Genomic DNA, 24136 nt, shown 5'->3' with positions numbered 1-24136 from the left:
ATTTTCTCCCCACACCAACCTGGCAAGCTTCAACGGAGCCGCGCACTCGAGTGCGCGGAGACAACTCTTTCCTAACTGCCTGAAGGGGTGTGGCAATTCAATACGAAATCGAGCGGTGCCTTCATGGGGGTTGGTCAGGTTCGGGTGCATTCGAACGGGCGGGCCCTAAAGCATTGGCTTTCAATCTTCGAGTGGGGGTCAGGATGTCCGCATCATCCTGCCGCTCGCGTGGGACTTTCAAAGAACAAGAATCGGGTGTTGGTTGAAGACGCGCGCGGAAACCGTGTCTTAGAGGCATGTTTCTAGGCGACGAAGCAGGGGGGATCGAGGCGAATGTAGGCCTGACCGATGGCCGTGATCACCCGTTCGCCGCGACTTTCCGAGGGGCCGAGCGCGATGAAGAGGATCTGGTCCTTGTCCCGGTCGATCAGGCCTCTCAGTCGGCTTTCAAAATCGATCTTCTCCGCCGCCGTGAGGTCGCACTCAAACACCGAGAGCTGGAGGTGCAGCCCGTAATCCTTGCAGGCCTTGAAGACTTTTCGCAGGCGCTTGGGGTCGCAGATGTCGTAAGTGACAATGTAGTTGGTGCGGCTCACGGGTCGCCTCCTTGCTCAGCGGGTGGTGAATGGCAGGTAGCGCTCAATCTCGCCTGTCAGTGTTCGCGCAAGCAGGCGGAACTGGAGTTCGATGGCGCGTCGGTAGCTGACTTTGTAGTCGAAAAGCGGATGGGTGATCGTATCGCTCATCCGTTTCTCATAAGCCTGAAAGAATCGCCGCCTTCCCAGCGGGGTGAGATTCACGGCGTCTCCCGCCTGTACGAAATCGGAGGGACCCAGCATGCGCGTGTTGATGGCGCTCAGCACTGCGGAGTCGGAAATGAGGGGACGAAACTCCTCCATCACGTCCAGTGCGAGCGCGGGCCGGCCGTGGCGCGGGCGGTGATACAGTCCGATGTAGGGATCGAAGCCCACGGCCAGCGCCGCCACGGTGCAGTCGCGAGAGAGCAGACTGTAGGCGAGGGAGAGGAGCGCGTTGACGGGATCCCGGGGCGGCCTTCGGCTGCGGGTCTTGAAGTCGAATCGGAAAAGGGCCTGGGTCCCGAGTTGTCTCTCGGATTCATCGTCCTCGAGACCAGGGATTTCGTCGTCGTCGTGGCCGGCCTTGATCATGCCGTGAAAATTCCGGAAGTACACCAATGCCGCCGCGCCCTCGATTCCGAGCAGCGTGGCGTGGCTGGGGGCGGACAGCGCCGCGCTTTGGGCGTACTTGAGCGCCCGCAAGGCCAGGGGCGGCGGCTCGACATGGTTGCGCATGAGGAGCGTGCGCTGATTGCGGATCTTTCCGTAGATGAAGAGGCGGGCAAGAATCAGTGAATGCTGTGGCTCTGCGGCGCGGGCGAATTGCTTGATTCGCGTGAAGACATTCGTGAGGCCATGGCCGCGGGTGAGTCCGTAGAACCAGCCTCCCATGGAGAAATAGGACACGGGGATTTCCGCCTCGCAGAGCGTCTGGATGAGCGCGGTCGAAATCTGCGCTGAACCGAAGATGGCGACATGATGCAGATCCTTGATGCGAAATTCGGAGATGGCTTCGCCCTTCTCCTTCACCACGACGGTTTCCCCCTTCTTGGTCACGCTGACTCCCGGCGTGTTGACGTACAGGACCTTGGTGTCGACATCGGGGGCGACCAGCCGGCGTACCTCGCCCTCGATGGCCGGGCGGGGCAGGCGTGGCTCGGGGAGCTGCTCCCAGACCGCGTCGTCGGTGCTGAAGGAATCGGCGAGTTGCGCAACTCTGGAGTCGTCGAGCGCGAGAGCGCCGTCGCCCAGACCCGGAAGCGCAAGCTGCAGCTCCGCGGCAGGCAGTTCGTCGTCCGGCGCCATTTGATGCAGGAAGTGCGTTTCGTCCGGCATGCAGACGGGCGAGAGCGAGCATCGCGGGCATTTGGGGGAATGGTCGAGGGGGGGAGGAATCGGACCGCCCGCGCAGATCCGCGCGGAAACGATGGAGCGGCGGATCCAGTCCTCGTCGTCGGGAGTCAGTTCAAATCGAACCCGCTGCCGGGTCTGTCGATAGTATACGACACCCTCGCTGCACGAGTAGCCGTTTTCGCGCAGCAGCAGGATCTGGAGTCCGAGCTGCATGCGATCGGGGTCCCACAGCGAGTTGCCGGATTCGCCCTCGCGAGGCGCGCCGGTTTTGTATTCGACGGGGCAGACCGAGCGGACACCTCCGGGTGAAGTGCCGGTGTCGCCCTCGACCGTGACTTCGATGAGATCGAGCTTGGCGACAACGCCCAGGGTTTCCGATCCCAGCATGACCGAGCGGGCGTGGATCACCTCCGACGCCAAATCCGGCGCGGTGGGGCTGGCCTGGTCTTGAACCGGCGCAGGCTCCCCTTCGCTGGCATCAGCAACGTTGCTGTCGGAGTCCGCTTTGTCGGTGCTGCCGCCGGCCTTCTTGGATTTGGGCAGTTCCCCCTTTCCGCCATCGACGCGACGATGCTCGGAGGCGCCCTTCTTCGTGTCCGCATTGTGCAGAAAAACGCCCTCGACGTGCTCGTAGTAGAAGAGCCGCGGGCAGTAGACGAACTCGTTGAGCATCCGGGCCGGCAGGAGGTCGTGAGTGACGTCGGACGAGTGGCTCATGACCGCCGCGGGCTAGGGATCCAGAATATGAGACTTGAGATCCGGATGAGCGGCGGGTTCAGGGCCTCATCCGAAGTCCTCAGGATACTGCTCGGGCGGGGTGCCGCTGGTGGAGACGATCTTCTTGAAGGATCGTTTGGCGGTGGATTCCTTGATGGCGGTGCAGGTCACGAGAAAGTACCAGTCTGTGCCGAATTCGCAGTGGTAGATCATTTTCCGTCGCGGCCGGAAAACATCCGCAATGCTGGTTTCCTGCACGCCAAGACTGCCGTCATCGACCTCATCCATGTCGGCGAGAAGCGAGTAGCGTTCCTTGCTGCGGAAGGGCTGCTTGAGGTTGTCGCAGAACTCGAAAGAGTCGTCGAATTCGAACTCGAAACGAACCGCCTTGTTTATGAGCAGGGCGAGGGAGTAGAGCGAAATCTCGCCGCCGACGAGAAGTTCAGCAGAGAAGTCGTCGTGCTCGACCAGGAAGTGAAATTCCCGCATGGGCAGAGTTTGTGGGGGTATCGCGATGCAGGCAAGCGTGGGCTGTTGCAGCAGAAAAGTGTGTTAGCCCGACTTCCGCTACTGGCGATTTCTTCGAAGGTCCATGCGTTGATTGTAAGAACGTTGCGAGAAAAGGTCGCCACTACACAGTCCTGAAGTTTGGAAAACGCCTCCAATCTCGTAGTGAGAGGTGACTCCCGTGAAGATGCGACGACACTACGGAAATAGTATCAGATTGCTAAAATTTTTGAAGGGTTGGTCGCCACTACACGCACTTTTCAAAATGCGGTTACGATGTACCAGCAACTTGGACATCAGGTTCCCCCGAAAATTCTTGTTTTCGAGTTCCAGTAGCGGAAGTCGGGTTAGTCCCCAGAGGAGAGGGGATGGGCCGTGGTAAAATGCTCTAGACTGCTACGGCGGGAGTAAAGTTACGGAACTTTCCTTGCGTGAAGCGCTCGCAGCGGTAGAGGCGGAAGATGCCGCGTGGCTGGAGCTGACTGTGGTCTGGCTTCTCTTTTTGATTTTCGGCCAGGGCGATGACACTTCGGGCTGTGGAGAGATCAATGGGGGGATGCCAAAGCGGCCAAGTCCAAGTAACGGCTCTCTCGATTTCCGAGAAACCAATGGTGCGTAGGCCAGATTGGCGGGGATGGACCGGATGGAGTGGCAGGCCTGCGACAGCGAGGGCACCTGCTCCAATCATGCCGCCTTGCGTCTTTCGCAGGGGATCGCCGCTGGGATCGCGCCAACGAAGGGCGTAGCGGACATCGTCGAGCGGATCCCAGCGGAGGCTGAGAGCTTCAGTGGGGTCGTCGTAGGCCCATGGGGCGAAAAGCGTCTTGTTGATGTGTTCCGGCGTGAGCGTGCTCAGCTGGTTTGCCATGATACCGAGAAAGTGCTGGTGGCCTGCGCCGCGCACCGTGCGGAAAGCAGTGTCTTCGGCTTGGCCATCATCGTCCTGACAAGCGCTGCTGCAGAGGGCGGAAAGCGTGGCAACGTGAAATGGCTGCTGGTGGGCTGTGGCTTGGGCACGCAGCTCCCAATTGCGCCATTCGGAGACTTTGAATTTCGTGTCGGCACCGTAGTTAAGGTGTGGAGCGGCATATTCGAGCCAGCGCTGACGCAGGTTTTCGAGTTCTGCATCGAGAGCAGTTTCGCGGTTTTTAAGATCGAACCTGGTGAGGCTTTTGTCCTTTCTCAGTTGCTTGCGACTGGTCTCGATCTGTTCAGAACGGGTGTAGAGTAGTTTGCGAGCGGTAATGCCTGCGGCGGGATTGGACGGACCGCCGATGAGAGCGGCATAAATGTAATCTACGAGGTCGACTTCACTGACAGCGCGTGTGGTGTGAAGAATAGCCTTCTGAGTACGGGGATTCCAAGAAAGCTTAGGCGTCAAGTCGGCATGATGGTGAGCGAGGAGGCGAAGAGTGCCGAGGGCCGCCAAGTAACCAACGCTGTTGCTGCCTTCGAGGCCAACGAGTTGAAGGGTGTGGGCATTCATGCTGGCGGAGCTATTGTGATTGGCACGCTGGCGCTTATCTGTTGATCCGCTGTGCGGAAAAGCGCTTCGAGCCAAGCGAGACCCCAAGGGCCGAAGCGGGCTTGGAGTCGCCAAAAGCGCTCGCTGATGCCGCTGTCGAGGCTCTCAAGGCTGGTGGCAGCGGTGTAGGTGAGCCGATGCTCGCCGCAGGGAAAGGTGACAGTGAGGCTGCTTCCTTCAGAGTCATCAATAACCGGGGCGAAAGGTCGACAATGGCCGTGGTGGCTGGCGATCAGGTGGAAGACAAGATCTTGCTCGTCGATGTCCTGCCACAAAGCTTTGACGCTTTCAGCCAGGCGAATACTGAGGAGTTCATGACGCCCTCCTTTGGGATAGCCTGCAGCTTTACGCTGGGCTTCGGCCTGACGTCGGTTTGAAGGTAAGCGGGCAGACTTGGCTAGGAACTCGTTTGCCGCGGGGATGTATCCGGGTGAGCTTGCAATCAGCATGGCTTGAAATCGTGGGTCGGCCTTGCCGGCATCGTGCAGGACTCCGGCTAGGTGAAATGCACGGATTATGGACTCAGGTAATCCGGCGGCAGTGGCGTGCTGGGTGGCGCGAGCAGCGACGGCTTGGCTGTGTGTGCTGAGAAGGACAGGCTGAGTACTGCGGGAGCTGCTGAAGCTGTCCTCGGCGACTGGATCTTCTTCTGACTCGGCTGTGAGTCGGTATCGGGAGGTGCTCCGAAGGACAAAACCAGCACTAGGCAAGGGCTGATGGATTGCTCGCTCAAGCCGCCGCTGATCGCTGATCTCCTTGTGCAGGGCGGCGCAGGTGTGCATGAGCCAGGAGTGCTCCTGGCTTTCCTGGGCGCAGGTTTGCAGATTCCTTAGTATGGTTTGGAGCCGGACTTTGGCCATGCCGAGTTCTTCGAGATGAGGTCCGATTGACTCAGCTTCCAGCCAAGGTTGCAGAAGGTTTTTCCAATCTAGTTCGTCAGTAGCGCCAGTGGCTGGTATGGGCCAGTGAGCGATCAGTGCCTTGTGAAACCTCAATGTTGGACGGGCTCGAACGATGTGCTGAACGCGGTCGCCGATGTCCAGGTAAGAGCTTGGACTGTCCTTGCCGGCGATGTCTGGGCCGAGCCAGAAGCGGGCGCTGCGATAGTCGCTGAAGATGAGGGTGTCACCTCGCCTTAGTCGACCAAGATGATCGCTGCTAGTGAGGATGAAGCTTTGATCCTCCGGCTCGGACTTCTCCGTGGATAGGCCGCGCCAGCAGATGGCAAATAGCGAAACCTCGGAGTCTGGCTGTTTGATATCTGGTTCAGAGGAAGAGTCATCGCTTTCCAACGCGAGAACCTTGGCTGTTTGTTCGGAATTCGAACTGGCGAGCCACTGCCGCAGCGCCCAGAGCGGGACGCTTAGGCATTCGGCTGAGGCAGGAGGGCAAAGCGAGAGGTGGTCGAAGAGAGCATCTTCTTTGTCCGACTCTGCGATATCGAGACGCCAGCAGAGGCTGATCTCGGGAGCGCTTGTATTCTTGCCGTGAAGAAAGAGGCTAGGCTCAGGCTCGCAATGGGGTTTGGGAGCAGTTTGGCTCCAAGCTTCGAGGTGGGATGGGAGCATCACCGGCGCATCGCGAGGCTCCAAACGGAGTTTGGCGGCTGCGGTGGATTCAAGAGCGGCTAGATGAGGCTGAAGGGCTTCGATACCGAAGTCGAGTTGGTCAGGTGGGAAAGTGTTTAGCCAAGCCCAGGTTTCGAAGAGCGCGCGGCCATAGACTGGATCAAGATTCTTTTCATCGCTCGGCGCGGTGATCTGATCGGCGCGAATCACGATGGTGCCACGAGCCTGAATTGTGCGCCCACCACGATTGAGACGGCCGAAGCGTTGACGAAGCGAGTCGAGGCTGGCGCATTCACTGACGATGCCGTCGAAGTCCATGTCAGCGCCTACTTCGAGGCACTGGGTGGCAACGATGAATACAGGGGGGCGATCTGGGTTTTTGGCTGCACCATTGGTGCTCAAACTATAGTCCGTCTCAGCCTTGGCGACAATGCGATCTCGGTCATATGGTCGCATCCGGCCGGTGAGGAGGAGGTGAGGTGTCCCCTTGAGCAGCTCGGCGACCTTCTGGGCGGTGGCGACGCGGTTGACGACAATGGCGATGGTGCGGCGGTCGTCGGTCTGGAGCTTCTTGGCTTCTTTAACGAGCTTGTCGGCCAATTTACCTACAAAGTCAGTTGGTCTTGTGCCGTCAGCGACGGAGAGGATTGTTGGTTTGGTAGCGGACCAGCGTGCGCCTAGGAGCTTGTGATTGCGGTCAGGGTCTAGTTCGGTGTCAGTAGCTGGAAAGCGGTCGGTGCAAGCCTCTGGTGGCGTGGCTGACATGACGACGAAGCGGAATGGCGCAGGAATTGCCTGTTGGGCATGGCTGCGATAGTGAGAAATGGCGTTGGCGGTCTGGAGGAAGGGTTCGGCGATATGGGCTTCATCCAAGAGGACAAGCGTGTCATTGCCGACGAGTCCGGCGTGGATGGGCCAAGCACCCGAACTTGCTCCGTAGGCGCGGAAAAGGAGGCGTGATCCGAGCTGATCTACGGTCGAACAGAGAACGAGAGGTTGCAGTGGGTTGGTGCTCCAAACTTGATCACGGTATACTCCACCGCGAAGCGCGACTATTCGGATGGCAGCTTCGGCTGAGTCTCCGGCGAGCATGAACAAGCGCCTAGACACATCCTGGATGATTGGATTGGAATTCTTCGCGAGAGCATCAGCGATCTTCTTTGCCCGGGCGCTGGCCTCATCGACAATAATGCGGCGATCCACGACGAAGGCGATGCGGCGCGGTGCCGTGCGGCTCTCTGGAGGGAGGTCTGCTTGCACAGCAAGAGCAAAGAGAGCGATATCGATGCAAGACGTCTTGCCGCTGGCAGTAGGCAGGGTAATCGCCTGGGGCCAGCCTTTGCGAGCGTCCAGCACCCGTCGTAAGAGTCGATTTTGCCAAGGAAAGGGATCGTTGCCATGCACGGCATGGAAGAACTCGCTGAACTTGTCTGCGTTTAGCGTACTCATGAGAAAGCTTCCATGAGTGGGCGAAACAGACCATAGCCTCGATATCGACCTGCGCCGAGCATGAGGGGTCCCGAGACCGCCTCCGTGAATGTGATAGCGACATGGCTGTGGTGGATGTTGCCGCCGGATTTGCGTTGAAGACAGGGAAAGCCGCGATTCGATGGACTGCCCTGATGTGCGGAGACGGGCATGATGTTTACAGAGCGGATTATGTTTCGTGGTAGGCCGATGTGTTCACAGGCTTGGATCACCATGGATTCAATATCATCGAAGGCGGCGTCACCTTTTCCCTTGGGGTGCCGGTCAAATGACATGGGTGTGACAGTGGCCCATCGTTTGCTGGGTTGAGTCCAAGGCTTCGGGAGCAACGTCTGCGGACGCGCTTCCTCAGCGAGTTCGAGCTGCATGTCACCAATTTTTCCCAGCGTGAGATTGATGATACGAGACTCGACACCGTCGAAAAGGATGGAGTGGAGCAATGTCGTTTGCAGGTCAGAGGGCAATGCGAGGGCGAAGCCCATGATGCGGCCATCGCCGTGAGAGTGACCGACATTTGCCAGAGGCATGAAAGCGACATGCACGCGTTCTGTTGGCTGTCCTGACTGGCTGTGGCCGGAGAGCCATTCGGGTGCGGGCTGCTCGGGACACAAGGCCATGAGAGTGTCGCGCAAGGCGCGTGTGAGCTGGACGGTGCTTTCCAGTCCGAAGCGACGGCCACCAGTCTGGCGGAGGATGACGAGATCGGCGGAAAATACAGTGCGGTAGTTTGGATCGGGCGGCTCAGCTTTGGCGTCCAGTTCGTATGGGGCCCACATGGAGGGCTTAGGGCGGAGGTTTTGAACAAAAAGGCGCTCGAGTTCGTCGAAACGGCCGGCACTTGGAATGCGAAGACGACTAGCGGCAAGCTTAGTGGAGCCTGGTTTCCAACGCGGCAGGTTTTCCGCTTGATCGGGCACGTTGTCTGAGAGCCAGCACTCGACTAGTGATGAGGAGTGGCCGAGATAGGTGACTTGGCGGCAAAGATCGGCTAGTGCGCTGCGATTGTCGAGGGATGGATCAGTTTGCCAGACAAAGGCAACGATGGTAGAGTCTGTTCCATCGGGCGCGGGCAGTGGGCGCACTACGGGAAAGAAGCGTGGCTGCTTGCCGCGTTTCTCAGGAAGTACTGTAAGGCCATCTTCGACAACACTGTCCGAGGTCTTGTCGTCGACCTTCTTGGGCGTACTGGCGTCGTTGGTTGGCACAAAGACGGTGACGACATCGCGGCGATGGACTTCGGTGGCAGCATGTAGGCTGGGCGCTGGTTGCTGCTCCAGCCAGCGAAGCGCGGCTTCAGCCGAAGTTGAACGATGCGATTCACCCCAAGCAGCGACGAGGGCCATGAAGAGGCGGTCGGGATGGGGTGGCCATTCAGCCAGTTCGTAGCTGCTCGGATGCGTTGCCACCGCTCGCCCCACGAGGTAGCGAACGCATATGGTAGTCATGATTCGGCAGAGGTTTTTGCAGAGAGAGCCTGACTGCGGCGGATGAGTTCAACGAGTTGGGCAGAGGCCTGGAGAAAGATTTCTTCTTCATGCCAAGGGAGCTTCGCGTTGGTGGCCTCTTTGAGAGCTACTTTGAAGAGATCCAAGGCTTGCTGCCGATTCAATGTGTATAACTTGGCAGATTTGTCGGGTTTGCTCGGCTGGCCCGGTGTGAGAATCTCCCACACTGGCGATTCTGTGGCATGAAGCTGGCAACGAGACCTGAGGTCGGAGTTCTGCTCGGCAGCAAGAACAGCGGCACAGAGACCGAGCGCTGCTAGAAGCGTGCGGGCCTTGTCGTCGGTAGCTGCATCGGAAGCTTTGCCAGCTTCGAGTGGAAAGCAAAGTCGACGGAGTGCGGTGAGAGACAGCACGACCGTTTGCTCGGCTGTCTCAAAGATGACGCCACCGTCAGCGATAGACGGCACGACGTTGCCGTGGTTGGCTTCGGATGGTTTGCCATCTTTGCCCAAGAGCACAGGTTTACCCTTTTCCTTAAGCGCTTCTTTCTCCTCCAAGGTCCACCCACCATTTGGAGCCGCGTAGATAAGGGCGGAGTCTTTCCTGATTTCCGCAGGATCTATGCGGCTGCTGGTTTTCTTTCCAAGCTGTACAGTGTGCGCTACTAGCTCCGAGACCAAAGCACGGGCAAATTTTACGCCAAGTCCGCCTCTTGGCCCCGTGCTGTCCCACAACCCAAGAACGAGTGCGGTGGGGCAGTACTTTAGAAGCGGGGTAGCATTCTTGAGATCGACGCTGTCCAAGCACTTGCCAGCCTCAGAATCTCGGAACTTCACGCCTTCCTTGGTGACGCTGTCACGCAGCAACGCATCGGCGATGCGATGAGGTGCCTCAAGACTCGAAACGCTGAACTGCTTCAGGAGCCCGTTGCCTTCGATTCTCGTAGTGATGACCGGCAGCGAAATCTGGCCGCGACGTTTCGCCTCCAAGAGTGCGAGTTCCATGCGGTTCGCTTGCGCTTGCACAGAGTCAAGCAGTACACGAGATGCGGTGGCAGCGTCTTTATTGTGCCCTTCCAAGGCGTATTTTCCGCCCTCGTAGGTTGGCGGGAAAACCTTCGTACCGTTGCCACCCGCAGGCTCGTAGTTAATGCGGGCTCGAATGGCGGTGGAGCCGTCGGTCACAGCGGTTTTGAGGATGTCCAAGGTAAGGACGGTGGGAATTGTGCTCATGCTTAGTTTTTTTGGGTTGATTGCGGGAAGAATTGCGGCCTTCGCTCGCTCTGTTGACGACAACTTTTGAGTGTTGATTGCGGGTGGAAATCAGATCGCAGATCTGAAAATTGAGTGGTTTGGGCGACGCAATTCCAAGGCTGGGTTAGGATCGCCGCCAGGTCTGTTGAATCTGGATTGGAAACATGAGTACGGTTCAGGCAATAGAAGGGGCGATTCAGCGGTTGCCGGATTCGGAGGTCCTGGCACCCGTGGATCGCTTGCGCGAGCGATATGAAGGGGCTTGGGGTTGGCAGATCGCAGCGGATGCGGCTGCGGGGCGGTTGGATTTTCTGGTGGCCGAAGCTCAGGATGAGATACAGCAGGCGAAAACGAAGCCGCTGGATGTATTTCTCGGGGAGCACTACGTTCTGGCGAGCCTATTGGGCTTTGCGTGGGACTGTCCGGGAGGTGGCTCGCAAGAATTACTGATTGTGGGTGCGCGATCCGAATCAACCATCGCTTCATTGCAGGTGAGTCGGAAAACTTTGATCGATTCGTGTGGAGATTGGTCACCGCGCATTGGCGATCGAAACGGCCGAGTCTGGCACGAATTGACACCAGATCGCCACAGAAGTCCAGGTGCAGGCGGAGGATCAGATCCTCGTCCAACGGACATTCCGAAAAAACTCCGGCCTCAAGCAGTTGCTGAAGACGCAGCACCCGCTCCGCGAGAAGGGGAGCTAGTTGCGCGTAGCTGAGAACCCCCCGGCTGGTTTCAATCCAGCGGGTGGCGTCGCGCGGGCGTGTTGTGTCTCCAGCCATTGGTTGTCAACCGGTTCGCCCTCGAACGCCATGCTGGCGGCAACCTGACGTGGGATGGCTGCCCAGCGGAGGGTGCGTTTCTGCTCGGGAGGTAGAGAGCGCCAGCGAGAGATAACCTCTGCGTAATTCACATAGGAAGGAAGAGCGTCTTTCACTTCGGGTGGCAAACGGGGAAAGTGTGCTGTTTGGCCGGGAGTCTGCGAACCAGCAGGAAGCAATAGGGCTCAATCTAGTGTCGAGAATCAGGGGCATTGGCAGATTGCTAACATGATTTGACTTGTCGGCAAGATCTTTTCCCTTCTTAAAAACTTCCCAGACTACTTCTATGAATAAGTATTCCAGACATGGCTCCGTTGAAGTATGGATGTCGTATGGGACGTTGCCTGAGCTTCAGGCATTTCCGCGCTCGAAAGAGCGCGGCTCCTTTGGGTTTTGCGCTGCTTTACGCGGCTTCGATTGGAGTCCGAACGACCCCCGTCTGCACGCCATTCGGAAGGTACACAGACCGCCGCTTTATCTGGCCATCGATTTCCGCGACCAACTCGACGGCGATCGGAGGGAGTTGCACAGACTCCGTTACGATCATGAAGTCCGGTCCGACTTGAGCCACGGCGAAGCGGCGTTGCCCGGCAATCGCGTACATCTTCACTGTTGTGGAATGTCCGGTCGCAACCACGGTGCCGAGTAAAGATGACATTGTTCGAAATCGATTTGCCGCCTACGCAGGCCGGCGGAGCTTTCTTGCTCGGCGCTTCCTCGGTAGCGGCAAGGATGGTGTCGTGCACGAGGTTGAAAGCAATGACTTTCCAGCCTTCCTGGCGGTAAAAACTTTCCATCGGGCCGAACAATTCCGAAGAGAACGCGATGTCTACGTGCGACTGCGCGAAGAGCGCGTTTGGCAGATTGAGGGGCACAATATTCCACAACTGGTCGGCTATGATGACGAGTTGATGACAATCGAGATGACCATGGTGACCGCGCCGTTCATCTTGGACTTCGCTGATGCCTGGCTCGACGAAGCCCCCGAATTTTCCGAGGAAGTTTGGGCTGATTGGAACCGAAAAGTGGAAGAGGATTTTGAACAACGAGCCGGAGAAGTGAGACGCCTGTTGGAGGTCCTTCGGTTACATGGGGTCATATTGCTCGATGTCCACCCGGGAAACATCCGCTTCAAGTAATCTGTGTGTGTTTTCGGCTGCGTTCGCGACGAATAGATCAAAGACAGTCGTATTCCAAGTTCGCCTTCATGTTCCTTCAGAGGGTATCCACCTCGCTCATCCTCGCCACGAGAAAGGTGCGTTCGGCGTCGCGGAGGTGGCAGTAGCCGGAGAGGTAGTGGCCGGGGAAACCGGCGACGGTGTAGAGGTGGCCGGGCGTGACGACGCGTGGGTCGCCGAGTGCGCTGCCGCCGAAATAGGAAAATTGCACGCGCTGGTTCTTCCGGAGAGCTTCAATCAGCAGGGAGAGCTCGGGTTGATCGCTTTCCCACACGGGCTGGCGGGGCGCGCGGCGCCAGCGCTCCAGGGTGTCGGGGCCGTCGCGCCAGGGCTCGATGGGAAGGGGCTTGGTTTCGGTCGCCTTCAAATTGGCGACGACGCAGGTCGCCGTCGCAAGGGGAACGAGTCCGATGAAGTTGAGGAAGGAACGGCGGTGCATGGGAGGTCGAGGTGCGGGCACGGATCGCGCCCTGTGTCGGGGGACGATAGCACACGCACAGGGACACCGAGTGGCCCACCCAGAATGTATTTCGTTCTTCCTATGCGTGCTTCCGAACCAGCGCGGCTGCCTCCTCCGCCACCGCCGCGCGGAGTTCCGGCGGAGCGAGGACTTCGACGTGGCGTCCATTGGCGAGGACGCGTCGCCGGATGTCGACGAGGTTGTTGAGCCGAAGCTGGACGTTTATGCCACCGTCGGGTCGGTCGACGATCGTTTGGGAAAAATGCCAGGGGTGTTCGCGCACATAGGGTGCCGCGATGGCGGTGAAGCTGAGACGGACATCAATCTCCGTTTCTCCGGTGAACCGCCCGAGGCTTCCCTTAAGGTGATCGCGAATCTGCTGGCGGGCGGGAGGCGTGAAATGCCTGCCGGTGGGCTCGAGTCCTTGGATGCGATCGAGCAGAAAGCTTCGCCAGGCGGCTTTCCCCTCGTCATGCGCGATCAGCATCCAGCGGTGATCGAGGCAGGCGAGATGCAGCGGGCGGATCGTACGCGTGTCCGGCCGGAATGCGGACGGCTTTCGGTAGTGGAGTCTGATCTCGCGCCGGTTCAGAATGCAGTCGAGGAGGTCGGCAAACCAGCGCGAGCCGCTCTCCGTTTGAAACGATGCGTCCGGTGTGAAGAGGCAGTCCCGCATCGAATCGGCTGGCATGGACAACGCCTCGCCCGCGAAGCGTGCAACCTTGCCGAGCGCCTGGGTGAGGACCTGCCCCAGTGGAGATTCGCCCCAGGCGGCGAACGTGTGTCCGGCGAGCACGATCGCGAGAGTTTCATTCGCGTTCAAGCGCAGGCCGGTCAGAAGATCGAACGGTTCGCTGTAGCGATAGGTCCGGGCTGTGGAGTCCCACACTATGGGGGCGCGGTGAAAGTCGCGGAGCCGCTCGATGTCGCGCTTGATGGTGCGTTCGGAAATTTCGAGTTCGCGCGCGAGCGAGGCGACGGTGAAGCGTTTGCCGTCGGATAGTTTCCTGTGGAGATGGAAAATGCGAGTGGTGGCCGCGGGGCCGCCGTGGGAGCGCGAGCGTTCGTGAGTGGATCGGGGCGGAGGGATTGGGGCGTTCTCAGCGCGGGATTTCATTGGGTTCTTTGTGCGCGAAAGCTGGGGCATGAGCGAGGGTGGTGGAGGTTGGCTGGGGAAGTTGGGAGATTCGGAAGCGAGCCGACGAACCGGTCACGACGGAGCGTGCCCCTCCAGGTGGGGAAAGATTTTGTGGGTATCCCAATGGGGAAAGACTCCGCGCAACTTCCGATGGAGATGACATGTAGCCGACAGGCGGCTGAAAAGCAGCCAACCTGTCGGCGTTATGAATAATAACATACATAAAATAGATGGTGAGCGTGTCGCTGTCGAGATGGCGATGACGGTTAAGTTGGGGCTGGATCTGCACGCCAGGGATGTGGTGGTCTGCCGTCAGAATGACGGGCAGCAGCCGAAGCCAGTGTGCAGAATGTCGCACAAAGAGTTGCTGGATCTGGTTGCGGGGCTGATCGCCGCAGGACACCGTGTGGAGAGTTGCTACGAGGCCGGACCGTGCGGATACGGGTTGCATCGCAAGTTGATCCAGATGGGAGCGCGCAATCGGGTGATCGTGCCTCGGAAATGGGACGCGGAAGGCAGGCGTGTGAAGACTGATCGCAGGGATGCCCGGGAGATCTGTGATGCGCTGGACCGATACCTGCGAGGCAACACCACTGCCTTTTCGGTGGTGTACGTTCCGACGGAGGAACAGGAAGAGGCTCGAGCGTTGGGTCGGCAGCGGGGAATGCTGGTGAAGGAGCGCCAGCGCTGTGTGGTGCGGGGTCACGGCTTGATGCTGACCGCCGGTGTGCAGGCGGATCCAGACTGGTGGCATCCCAAGGCCTGGAGCGAGCTGGCGAAGACATTGCCGCCGGAGCTGCGCGCACGGATAGAGACCTGGCAGCGTCAAGCGCTGCATTTTGAATCCGAGATAGAAGCGTGGACCAAGCGGGTTGAGAGTATGGGCGAGAAACAGATTCTGGTGAAAGGACTGGGTCTGCTCACGAACACACTGCTGGGAATGGAGGTGTGCGATTGGGCCCGCTTTGGCGGTCGTCGAAAGGTGGGAGGGTACAGCGGATTGTGCCCGAGTGAGTACTCGACGGGGACACGTCGCCGTCAGGGCAGCATCTCCAAGCACGGAAACCCTCGAATGCGTCACCTGCTCGTCGAGGCCGCCTGGCGTCTGCTGCGCTGGCAGCCCGACTACCCTCCGCTGAAAAAACTGCGCCAGGCGCTCGGCGCCCGTGCACGCAAACGAGCCGTGGTCGCAGTCGCGCGACGGCTCGCAATCGATTTATGGCGCATCCACACCGGTCGCTGCACGCCCGAACAGCTGGGCCTGAAAGTGGGTTGAGCGCCTAAATGGGACTTTGGTGGCGGGGGCGGAGTGTGTTCGTCATGCCCCTTGGGTGAACCCCGTCTTGGAGATCGAACCGCTTTGTCTCCGCCACTACTCTTTCCGCATAAGTCATCTTAACGGCGCACATCACGCGCTTTGGATAGCAGGTTGGACCGTCAGTTGCGCTGACGTGTCAGCGGCGGAGAACGTCCCCGGCGCCACAATCCCAATTCCCTTTTTTCAACGCACGTCCACAGCGTGCGAAGGGCGTAGCTTTTTTCGCTTGCCCATTACGGCTTCATAGCAGGGGCATGCTTTGTCATGCCCTGGGGGCGAGCGTCGCGACACAGCGCCGGTGGAAATGCCGTTTGGTGTCTGATCAGAAATTTGAGGATTTCAGGCGTGAGATCGATTCCCGAACCGGTCACGACGGAGCGTGCCCCTCCAATAGTGAAGAATCGTGCGGTGCATGACGGCGCTGGTGGAAATGCCGTTTGGTGTAATATTTCAAGTTTGAGCTTTCTGATCGTAAGAGCTGCTGGACAGGTCCCTGAGAAGATCCTCGGCGACGGCTTCCTCGTGTACGGCACGGGCTTCGCTTCGCAGGGCGTCTGACAGCGCCGGGTCCCAGGGGCATGCGGGGATCGATTCCGGGGAGATCGGCTTTCCTTTGGGCGCGGCTTGGTAGTCGGCCGTGCAGTATCGCCACGGGCTCGCTCCGAGGTCGGCTATGACGCGGCGGGCGATGGTCAGGCCTCCGCCGTCGAAATCTCCATGATAGCGCAATCTGGCGCCGGCGGTGGTCAGTTGGCGGAGCAGCGTTTTTGCGGGCGTCGCAAACTGGCCGTTGACGCACACAAGGGGAGCGGACCGTGAACCCAGTCGTTCTGCGGCAAGCGCCACGATGGTGGGATTTTCGCAGACAAAGATTTCCCTGCCTGCGAGCGCGGGATCGGTTGCGAGCGGCCAGCGGAGGAGGTGTCGCAGACTGAGGTAGGCCGGTTCGGCGTCGGCCAGCGCCGAACGCAGCAGGCGCGCCGTCGGCGTGTCTCCCGCCGCAGGCAGATTGAAGAGCAGAACGGGCGTGCTGAGTTCGTCGCAAAGCACGCCGACAGCGGCCCAGGCCTCGCGGCGGCCTTCCGCATCGTCGGCGAATTCCTGCACGCCGCCCAGCCTCGCGGCCGCCCTCACCGCGAGCGTGGCCAGGGGCGAGCCGGCGTCGAGGGCGTGGGCATCGCCGTAGAGCTTCGCCGCAAGACCGGAAAGCGGATCGCCCTGCGCCGGAAGAGCGGCGATCATGCGGGCGATTTCCGAAAGGAGAAGGGCGGCCTCAGTGGGTTTCGGCGCAAGGCGCTTCAATGTTCCCTGGGCGAAAAGATCCTCGAGCCAGGCGGTCATGGCAGGCCAGGAGGCGAATGCGACGCGTGCATCCGCATGCGTTTCCGCCCAAGCCTGGAGCATGCGACGCTTCAGGTCCTTGTGTGCAACAACCGGACCTTCCAGAAGTTCAACGGCCTCCTGAAGCGAGGCGCAGATGCCCGCGACCGCGAGCGTCTCGGCGAGAAGGTCGATGTCCACTCGCAGCGAATTGCCGCGGGTTGCGGCTCGTCCGAGGAGAGTGTCCAGCGCCAGGCGCTCCTGGGTGGTCGCATCGCCGAGTGTCAGCGATCCGCTCAAAGGGCGGCCGAGCTCGAGCCTTCGGCGAAGGGCGGCGACCAGTCTCGCGAGCGCGGGATCGCCGAGGGTGGCGCGCAGGCGGGGCAGATCGGCGGACATGGGGGATTCGATCGGCGCGGTCAGTTGGGTTGGGCGTGGTCCACCTGCTGGCGCTCGCGGCCGTTCCACAGCCAGCGTGTGGCGGCGACGGCGTCGAAGCCGGGGAGCGTGGTGAGGTGATAGATGGCGAGCGCGGGCACGGTCGTGTAGCAGCCCCACTCGAGTTCGCTGGTCATGATGACGTCGAGATCGAACTGCGAAAGCACGCCGAGACACTGGGCGCGCATCGTGGGGTCGATGCCGGCAAAGGCCTCGTCGAGCATCACGAGCCGCGGGGCGGTCGGCGCGGCGCCACTGTAGTGCGCGGCCGCCGCGGCAAAGCGGGGGAGCGTGAGAGCGAGGGCCTTTTCACCGCCGGATCCGGTGCCGTAGGTGATCCTGTTCAGACGCCTCCACTGGCCCTCCTGCTGGCGTTCGATCACAAAACGATGCCAGCGGCGGTAGTCGAGCGCGCGGGCGAGATGGTCGCGCCAGGAACCAGATTCGTCGGCGGCCTGTTCGGCGGCGATGCGGTTCTGAAGAAAGCTCGAGACGGCGGTGCGTTCGGCCGGCGTCCAGAGCTCTCCGCGACGAAGCAGGATCGGGCGAATCTCGTGAAAGCGGATTTCGGTGTCGGCCTCCCATTGAAACCGGAAGCGCACGCCTGTGCTTGTGGGGCGCTTGTGCATCTCGTCGTTCGCGGCCGATCTCCAGCTTTCGGCGGAGCGAATCAGCTTCTGGAGTTCGACCGCCGCCTCTGCGAGCAGGTGATTCTCAATGATCTCCCGCTCGCGCTCCTGGAGCAGGCGTCCGCGCGCCTCGATCTCGGCGGAGAAGGCGGCCTGAAGTTCGGTCATGCTGTGCGGGCGCGTCTGAAAGTGACACCGCACGAGCACGAGTTCATCGAGCTGGTGGGTGTCGGGCTGGTGTCCGTGGGGGATGAGACGGTCGCGCAGCTCCTGGACATGACCGAGAATTTGGTCCTGCCGCTGGCGCCACATCTCCGGCGCCAGCGAAGCGTCTTCGAGAGCGGCGTCGAGCGTGCGCGCGAGCTCGACGGCGTGATTCACGCTCCAGGGCTCGTCATCGTCCGCGAGCGTGACCGACGGAGCGGCCTCGGCGATGAGACGATGGTCGGCGAGCGCGCGCAGGCGTGCGACGGCCGTGCGGCGGAGCTCCTCCTGGTTCTCGCGCTTTTCGCTCGCGGCGAGCCACTGCTCCTTCGCGGCGCTCTGCTCACCGGTGCGAACCGCACGCTGGGTCTGGTTCTCCTCGATTTCCCGCCTGAGGAGCGCGACCGCGGCCCGTGCCACGGCGAGGCGCTCCAGCACCTGGGCGACCGTGTGGCCGTGGGTGTCACGAAGCGTTTCAAAGCGGCCCCGGGCGGAGGCTTCGTCGCCCGCCGCGCCTTCACGTCTGGCGCGGCAATTCGAATGAGCCTCGGCTGCGGCGGCATCCTGCTCGCGCGCGAGTACGAGCCGGGCGAGCTCCGATTCGGCGTGGTGGAGCGTGGGCCAGAGGGAGGCGAGCGCGGTGGTGTAGCCCTGTGTTGTTTCAGCGAGGAGATCTAGCCGTTCGATCCAGGCGGAAAGCTGGAGATCCGCGGCATCGGTGGTGAGCTTGTCCAACGTTGCGGTGTGGTCGGCGCGGCGCTGATCGACGATGCGCGACGCCTTTTCCTCCGCGAGCATGCTGCCGGTGAGCAGTCGCGTGGCGGTTTCCAAGGCGTAGCCTGCGCGGCGAAGCGGCTCGTCGTCGGGCGACGCGGCGAACTCAGCCTCGGCGCCGGCGCGATCCTGGATGAGTTTTTCCTGGGATGCGCGGGCCTCGTTGAGCAGGGACTCCGCGGCGCTGCGCTCTGAGGAAAGCTGTGCAATCTGGCGACGCCGGGCCGTGGCGCGGGTCGCTTCGCCGATGTAGTCTGCCTCGGTCTTGGACCAGCGGCCTGCGAGGGGACCGAGCCGCCAGGATCCATGGGTTGAAACCCAGTTTTCACCGGCATCGGGAGCCGCGCCAATGCTGCGGAAAAGACGTTCGAGGGCTGCGGGTGAAAGCTGGCTGGCGGCGGGCGATTCGGGATCGATCGCGGGGATCAGCACATCACCGAGTGAGCGGGAGAGGGAGGGAACTGCATCATCGGGTTGAACGAGGAAACTGTCTTCATCGGGTGCAAGCAGGCGCCCGTCAGGAAGGACCCACGCATCGAGCAGGCCGGATGCCTGGAGGGCAGCCTCGAGACAGGCGCGTTCAGGTGAGGAGAGCTCCGGGCGAAAGTCGCAGACCTGCCAAAGTGGAGCGCCGGGGCGGCCCTGACGTTCTCCGCGCCGCATGGGCGGCGGTGGTGGCGGCTGGGTTTCCCCCTGTTCGAGACGTCGGATCTCCGCGGAAATTTCATCGATGCGCGCGGTATGCGCCGCGATGTTGAGCCCGATGGCGTGAGCCTGGGACGCGAAGCCGTCGCGCGCTGCGACTGCTGCGGATTCGGCGGCGCGACGAAAAGGCGTGGGTCCCTCCCGGCGGTCCAGCCATTCCGAGAATGCCTCGGCGAGGTCGGCGGCGGGGACGGGGCGGAGATGAATCAGCGTCGAAAGCCAGGCACGGTAGGCATCGGCGAATGCGGCTGCGTCGGTGGCAAGGGTTTCACGGGCGGTGTGCTCATCGTCTCGCGCGGCGGTGGTTGCGGCTTGGGTTTCGCGCAGTGTCTGCTGGGCGGCGGCGAGGGCGGTTTCGACCGTGCGGAGGAGTCGCTCGCCTTCGCGCAGTCGCTTCAATGCCTCGCCGCGGCGGGCGAGGACCTTTTCGAGAGCGGACCTGGAGGAAGAATCAAACTTGAGGCTGGCGATATCCGAAGTCGATGCAGGCAGGTGTCGAAGATGCGGTTCAGTGAGATCCGCGGCGCGCGCGGCGGTTTCCGCAACACCGAGGGCGCGGGCGCAGGCCTGCGATTGCCGGGCGTGGGCCTCCTCCGCCTGACGGAGACGACTGGCAGCGACATCCGCCGCCTGGCGCGCGGCGGTTTCATCAGCTTCAGCCTGTCGAAGCGCCTTTGCGGCGGATGAGGCGAGTTCCTCCGCGAGGCGGATTTCCGCGGCGGTCTTCATCTCGGGGCTTTCCGCGAGCGTGCGCTCGTGGCTTTCTGCCTCGGCGGAGCGGGTTTGAAGTTCGTTCAGTTCGGCGGCAAGTGCAGTCAGTGCGGCGGCGGCTTCATCGTGCCGGATCTGTGCAGTGCGCGCGGCGCGCTGGGCTTCTTCGTAGGCGGAGTGGGTGCGTCGCAGTTCGGCGGCGCGCTGGCGAACCGCGATGCGAAGGTAGCGGACGTATTCTCGGAGAAATGCGGCGACGGCTTCGCGGGCGGCGACAAAATCGCGAAGCGTCTCCTTGTCGGACTGGAGTCCGCGGAAGGACTCGGCCACTTCATCGACGATCGAGACGGAGAGTGTGGGAAGGGCGTCACTCAGCGCCTCCGGCAGCTCATTCTCGTCGAGCTTGCGGGTCAGTTGGGGACGCCGCAGCCGCAGGAGCAGCTCGATCAGCGCGCCATAGCGCGGACCCAGGCCGAAGAGGGCCTCGTCCACAGCGCGGCGGTACTCCTCAACCTTTTGGAAAAGTTTTCCATGGGCGCCCAGTTGTTCGGCGAGGCGGTCGCGGCCAAGCGGAATGCGCTGTTCATTGAGCAGGCTGACGTCGCGGCCGATGCGGCGCGTGGTGATGAAAAACCAGCGCGCCTGCAGGCCCGTGTGGCCTTCTACGGCGCGCAGGCCGCAGCCCAGGGTGAGAAAATGTTCCGCACCGTCCGCTGAGCGCCGCCCGAACTCGATCCAGGTGTACCCGGTCCGGTCCTTGTGGCGGCCCATGAGAAGATTCCACTCGATGCGTTTGGCGGCGTCCCCGTCGGGTTCGACGCGGGCGGGGCTCACCTCGCCATCGAGAAGGAAGGGAAGCTGCAGGGCGAGGACGCGGGATTTTCCGCTGCCATTGTTTCCCCGCAGAAGCAGGCGGCCGTCGGCATAGTGGAACTCCTCCTCATCGTACCGGTAGAGGTTGAGCACTCCGCTGCGCAGCGGCTGCCAGCGCTCGCGGCTGGGAGAGGGGAATGAGGAAATGACGAGAGAGGGTGACAAGGCAGGAGGCCGAGGCGTGAAATTGGAAGTCAGGGATCAGAAGCCAGGCCAAGTTCGAGGTTTTCTTCGGTGGAGGGGGACAGGTCGGTGCCAGCGCGGAGTGCAAAGCGGCCGATGGCGGGAAGTGCGCGGATGGAATCGCCGATGCGTTCGATGAGTGCAAGGCCTTCGAGCCGGTCGAGCACGAGTTCGGTGAAGGGAATTTCGGCGCCGCGCAGCCCGATCTCCTTTTTCCAGTGGTGGCGATGCTGGCGGATGAGGCGGGCGGTCTTTTGTCGCACGGTTTCGAGCGTGAGAGGTGAGGATTCGCCGTCGCGAAGACGATCCGCAAGCCAGGTCGCGAGGAGCAGGACGAGGTGTCCTTCCGTGCCTTCTTCCGGCAGGCCGGCGTCGGTGCAGTGGCCATTGAGATCCGTCAGCGCGAGCCCTTCGGCGCGCACCTCCGGATGGAGTTCTGTGGCTGAGCACAGCGCATCGAGAAGAAACGTCCGCTGGCGGTCGAGGTAGGCGCGGGCTTCGTCGTCGAGTTCGGCATAGTACAGGGCGGGATCGTCGACAAGACGGGCGGCGAGCGCCGCGCGAATCGCCCGGTTGCGCGCCTCGGGGCTTTCAGGAAGCTCCGAGGCATGGAGCGCGTGCAGGCGCGCGTCGAAATCGTCGGTGGCAGTGGTCAGCGAGGGACTGCGCCGCGAGCCGAGGAGGAGCGAGAGCACGGGGCGGCTGACGTTGTAGAGAACGTCCGAGGTGCGATCGCGGAGATGGTGCTCCTCGTCTCCCTGAATGCGGCGGAGCGCACCGAGATCGACCAGGAGACGCAGCGCGTGCACCAGGTCGCGGCGCCCCGACTGTTCGTCGCGCGACCAGAGGAAACCCGCGCGGGCGAACGCGGGGTCGGCGGAGAGCGCGATTTCGATCTGCTCGGCGAGACGTCCGAGCGTGATCTGGCGGTCGCCGCGCTCGAGAACGGCGAGGGCGAGGCAGAACAGAACGTAGCGCGTGCGGTTGAAGGGTTCGCCGCTCCTCGGATCCCGCGCGGGGCGGGTGGCGTCGGTGGATGCGGCTGGGCGTTTGCGCAACCGGGCGGCCTCCGCGGTGACGACGAGAGGCCAGTCGAGGTGGTGGGCGAACCAGTCGGTGAGCCATTCGCGGTGCCGGCGTACGAGCACAAATGCCGGTGCGTGCTCCCCCTCGGGAATCAACAGCGGGCGCTGCAGCAGTGTCCGCACGGCGGTGCGGCGCTCCTCCTCGACGAGCGGCTCCGCCTCTTCGCGCAGACGGGCCAGCCGGGCGCGCCGGGACAGGGAACTTGAGAGCTGAGGCATCATTCCCTTGAGCCGGAAAGCGTCGGTTCGATCGCGATCCAATGGTCGCGTCCGTTGAAGGCGCCGCTGGCGGTGTTCAGCGTGACGAACGGACCGTCGGGCAGGGGATCCAGGCGGATGCGGAGCGTGCCGTCGGCGGATTCGACGTCGATCGGCCCGGATTCGTCCCGGCGCTGGGTGAGTGCGTGTCCGAGGAGGTCGAGAAATAGCCGGAAGGCATCGTCACCGAGCGGACCGAGGTCGGCCAGTCGGCGACGTCCGCCCTCGATCAGTTCGCGGCGTGCGCGCGCGATCTGCGCGGCCTGCTCCAGGGCGAGATGCCGCAGGTGGGCCTTTTCGGCGGTGCGGTCGATCACGGCGGGAGGCGCACCCCGGGGCGCGTTGTACCCCCGGGCGCGCAGGCGAGGCGAGAGCCAGACCGGGGCGCCTTCGAGCCAGCTTGTGCGTGGCGTTTCCGCACGCGCGCCGCGTTCGGCGAGCGTTTCGGCGTTGATGCGAAGGTGCCGGGCAGGTGCCAGCGCGAAGGCGACGCGCCAGAGGCGGTGGCAGGCGGGATCGTCAGGCGCTTCCGCGAACCAGCGCGCGAGCATGGAGAAATCCGCGGCGCGGTCGGCCCGGTTGGCGCGGCGCTCGTTGATCTGTGAGACGGCGGCGAGCAGCGCTGGTATGGCCGAGCGCGCACGGGCGCGGAGCAGTTCCGCCTGGGACGGTGATTCCCCGGGTATGAACCAGCGGCGAAGGCCCTCCCACGCCTCCCTCCAGCGGTTCTCCGCCTGTTCCAGTGCGCCGGGCGCGGGGTCGAGGGCGTCGACGAGTTCACGCCTGGCGGCGGCGGTGAAGGCGAGCGCGATGCCGCACTGGTCGAGTTGGTCGAGCAACTCCGCGATGCGGCCCGTGGCGATGACAAGTTCGCCGATGAATTTCTCGAGGTAGTCGATCAGCTTTTCCTTGTAGGCGAGGAATGCGTCCTCGCCGATGCCGTGCAGTTCAAGGGTGCCCTGGAGGCCGCGCATGAAGGACTGGGCGCGCAGGGTGAGCTGCTCGAAACGGGCGACGAGCGAGGAGAGGACCTGGTGGATTTTGGCGTCGTCGGGAGGAGTATCGGCGAGCAGCGGGAGAAGTGCGTCGAGAAGCTCGCCGATGTCCTGGAGGGCGGCGGTTTGGAGTTCGCCCGGTCGATGCAGGTAGGCGTCAAAGGTGGCGAGCGCCTGCTCGGCCGCTTCACCGGCGGCGCTCAGCTGGTACAGGCGCCGGCGCTGGTAGAACTCCTCGATCGTCGCCGCATCGGCATTGTCGGCGGTGTCGTCGAGATTTCCCCAGGTGCGAAGCTGATCGAGGGCGTCGTCGAGCGCCGCTGGACTGGCGACCATTTCCGGCGGAAGTGTCGGGAGAATCTCCGATGGGCGCAGCGAGATGACGAAACGCGCGCGCTCTGCGACAAAACGGGTGAGGATGGCCCGGTAGAGCGGGGTGTTCTCGACGTTGAGGTGCGCGAAAACCGCGAAGGGCGTTGAGGAGCCGGCAGGCACGAAGGGAGGGAGGGAGCAGTTTGGATGTCAGGGACTGCGGTCAGAGGGCGGGAAGAGGCGGGTTGGGCGAGATTTGGGATTTCGGAAGCGAGCCGACGAACCGGTCACGACAAAGC

Annotated in this window: 16 protein-coding genes; 2 read left to right on the top strand and 14 right to left on the bottom strand. The window is 62.0% G+C overall.

The window, feature by feature from the left end:
* Positions 1–302: 302 nt before the first annotated feature.
* From cas2 to HS122_06700, 8 genes are all read right to left on the bottom strand, one after another.
* Complete coding sequence (gene cas2, locus HS122_06735) at positions 303–596, bottom strand: CRISPR-associated endonuclease Cas2 (GenBank protein MBE7538090.1); 294 nt, start codon at positions 594–596, stop codon at positions 303–305.
* A gap of 15 nt (positions 597–611) precedes the next feature.
* On the bottom strand, positions 612–2648 hold the full coding sequence (gene cas1, locus HS122_06730) for a CRISPR-associated endonuclease Cas1 (protein ID MBE7538089.1): 2037 nt from the start codon (positions 2646–2648) through the stop codon (positions 612–614).
* 66 nt (positions 2649–2714) lie between these two features.
* Positions 2715–3137 (bottom strand): hypothetical protein, encoded by a 423-nt coding sequence (locus HS122_06725; protein MBE7538088.1) that lies wholly within the window; start codon positions 3135–3137, stop codon positions 2715–2717.
* A gap of 406 nt (positions 3138–3543) precedes the next feature.
* Entirely contained in the window at positions 3544–4641 is a 1098-nt protein-coding gene (locus HS122_06720) for a hypothetical protein (GenBank protein ID MBE7538087.1), read from the bottom strand.
* Entirely contained in the window at positions 4638–7697 is a 3060-nt protein-coding gene (gene cas3u / locus HS122_06715; GenBank protein ID MBE7538086.1) for a type I-U CRISPR-associated helicase/endonuclease Cas3, read from the bottom strand. Before cas3u ends, HS122_06720 begins: the two co-directional genes overlap by 4 nt.
* Positions 7694–9181: a type I-U CRISPR-associated protein Cas5/Cas6 gene (gene cas5u6u, locus HS122_06710; GenBank protein ID MBE7538085.1), complete on the bottom strand. Its 1488-nt coding sequence runs from the start codon at positions 9179–9181 to the stop codon at positions 7694–7696. The genes cas3u and cas5u6u overlap by 4 nt, the downstream gene beginning before the upstream one ends.
* On the bottom strand, positions 9178–10413 hold the full coding sequence (cas7u, locus tag HS122_06705) for a type I-U CRISPR-associated protein Cas7 (protein ID MBE7538084.1): 1236 nt from the start codon (positions 10411–10413) through the stop codon (positions 9178–9180). The genes cas5u6u and cas7u overlap by 4 nt, the downstream gene beginning before the upstream one ends.
* A 1246-nt stretch (positions 10414–11659) precedes the next feature.
* Positions 11660–11914, bottom strand: a complete 255-nt coding sequence (locus tag HS122_06700) for a hypothetical protein (protein ID MBE7538083.1) — start codon at positions 11912–11914, stop codon at positions 11660–11662.
* Between the two features lie 82 nt (positions 11915–11996).
* Here HS122_06700 and HS122_06695 point away from each other — a divergent pair, with 82 nt between their 5' ends.
* Entirely contained in the window at positions 11997–12395 is a 399-nt protein-coding gene (locus HS122_06695) for a hypothetical protein (protein MBE7538082.1), read from the top strand.
* A 76-nt stretch (positions 12396–12471) separates the two neighbouring features.
* Here the strand turns inward: HS122_06695 and HS122_06690 are convergent, their stop codons facing one another.
* Both HS122_06690 and HS122_06685 read right to left on the bottom strand, forming a co-directional pair.
* Positions 12472–12873 carry a WYL domain-containing protein gene (locus HS122_06690; GenBank protein MBE7538081.1) on the bottom strand — a complete coding sequence of 134 codons (402 nt, stop codon included), beginning with the start codon at positions 12871–12873 and terminating at the stop codon, positions 12472–12474.
* Between the two features lie 100 nt (positions 12874–12973).
* Positions 12974–14011: a transcriptional regulator gene (locus HS122_06685; GenBank protein MBE7538080.1), complete on the bottom strand. Its 1038-nt coding sequence runs from the start codon at positions 14009–14011 to the stop codon at positions 12974–12976.
* Between the two features lie 226 nt (positions 14012–14237).
* On the opposite strand from HS122_06685, the gene HS122_06680 reads away from it, so the two are divergent.
* Complete coding sequence (locus HS122_06680; GenBank protein MBE7538079.1) at positions 14238–15308, top strand: IS110 family transposase; 1071 nt, start codon at positions 14238–14240, stop codon at positions 15306–15308.
* Between the two features lie 492 nt (positions 15309–15800).
* Here HS122_06680 and HS122_06675 read toward each other — a convergent pair whose 3' ends face one another.
* From HS122_06675 to HS122_06660, 4 genes are read right to left on the bottom strand one after another with little or no spacing between them, the layout of a single operon-like run.
* A complete protein-coding gene (locus tag HS122_06675) occupies positions 15801–17069 on the bottom strand; it encodes a TIGR02679 family protein (GenBank protein MBE7538078.1) in 1269 nt (422 codons plus the stop codon).
* A gap of 20 nt (positions 17070–17089) precedes the next feature.
* A complete protein-coding gene (locus HS122_06670; GenBank protein ID MBE7538077.1) occupies positions 17090–21169 on the bottom strand; it encodes a TIGR02680 family protein in 4080 nt (1359 codons plus the stop codon).
* 29 nt (positions 21170–21198) lie between these two features.
* On the bottom strand, positions 21199–22494 hold the full coding sequence (locus HS122_06665) for a TIGR02678 family protein (protein ID MBE7538076.1): 1296 nt from the start codon (positions 22492–22494) through the stop codon (positions 21199–21201).
* A complete protein-coding gene (locus tag HS122_06660) occupies positions 22491–24020 on the bottom strand; it encodes a TIGR02677 family protein (protein MBE7538075.1) in 1530 nt (509 codons plus the stop codon). The genes HS122_06665 and HS122_06660 overlap by 4 nt, the downstream gene beginning before the upstream one ends.
* Positions 24021–24136: the final 116 nt, after the last annotated feature.

It is taken from the genome of Opitutaceae bacterium (assembly GCA_015075305.1).
In the GTDB taxonomy this organism is placed as follows: domain Bacteria; phylum Verrucomicrobiota; class Verrucomicrobiia; order Opitutales; family Opitutaceae; genus UBA6669.
Note: the sequence above shows the minus strand (reverse complement) of the source record. Positions and strands in the feature narration are given on the sequence as shown.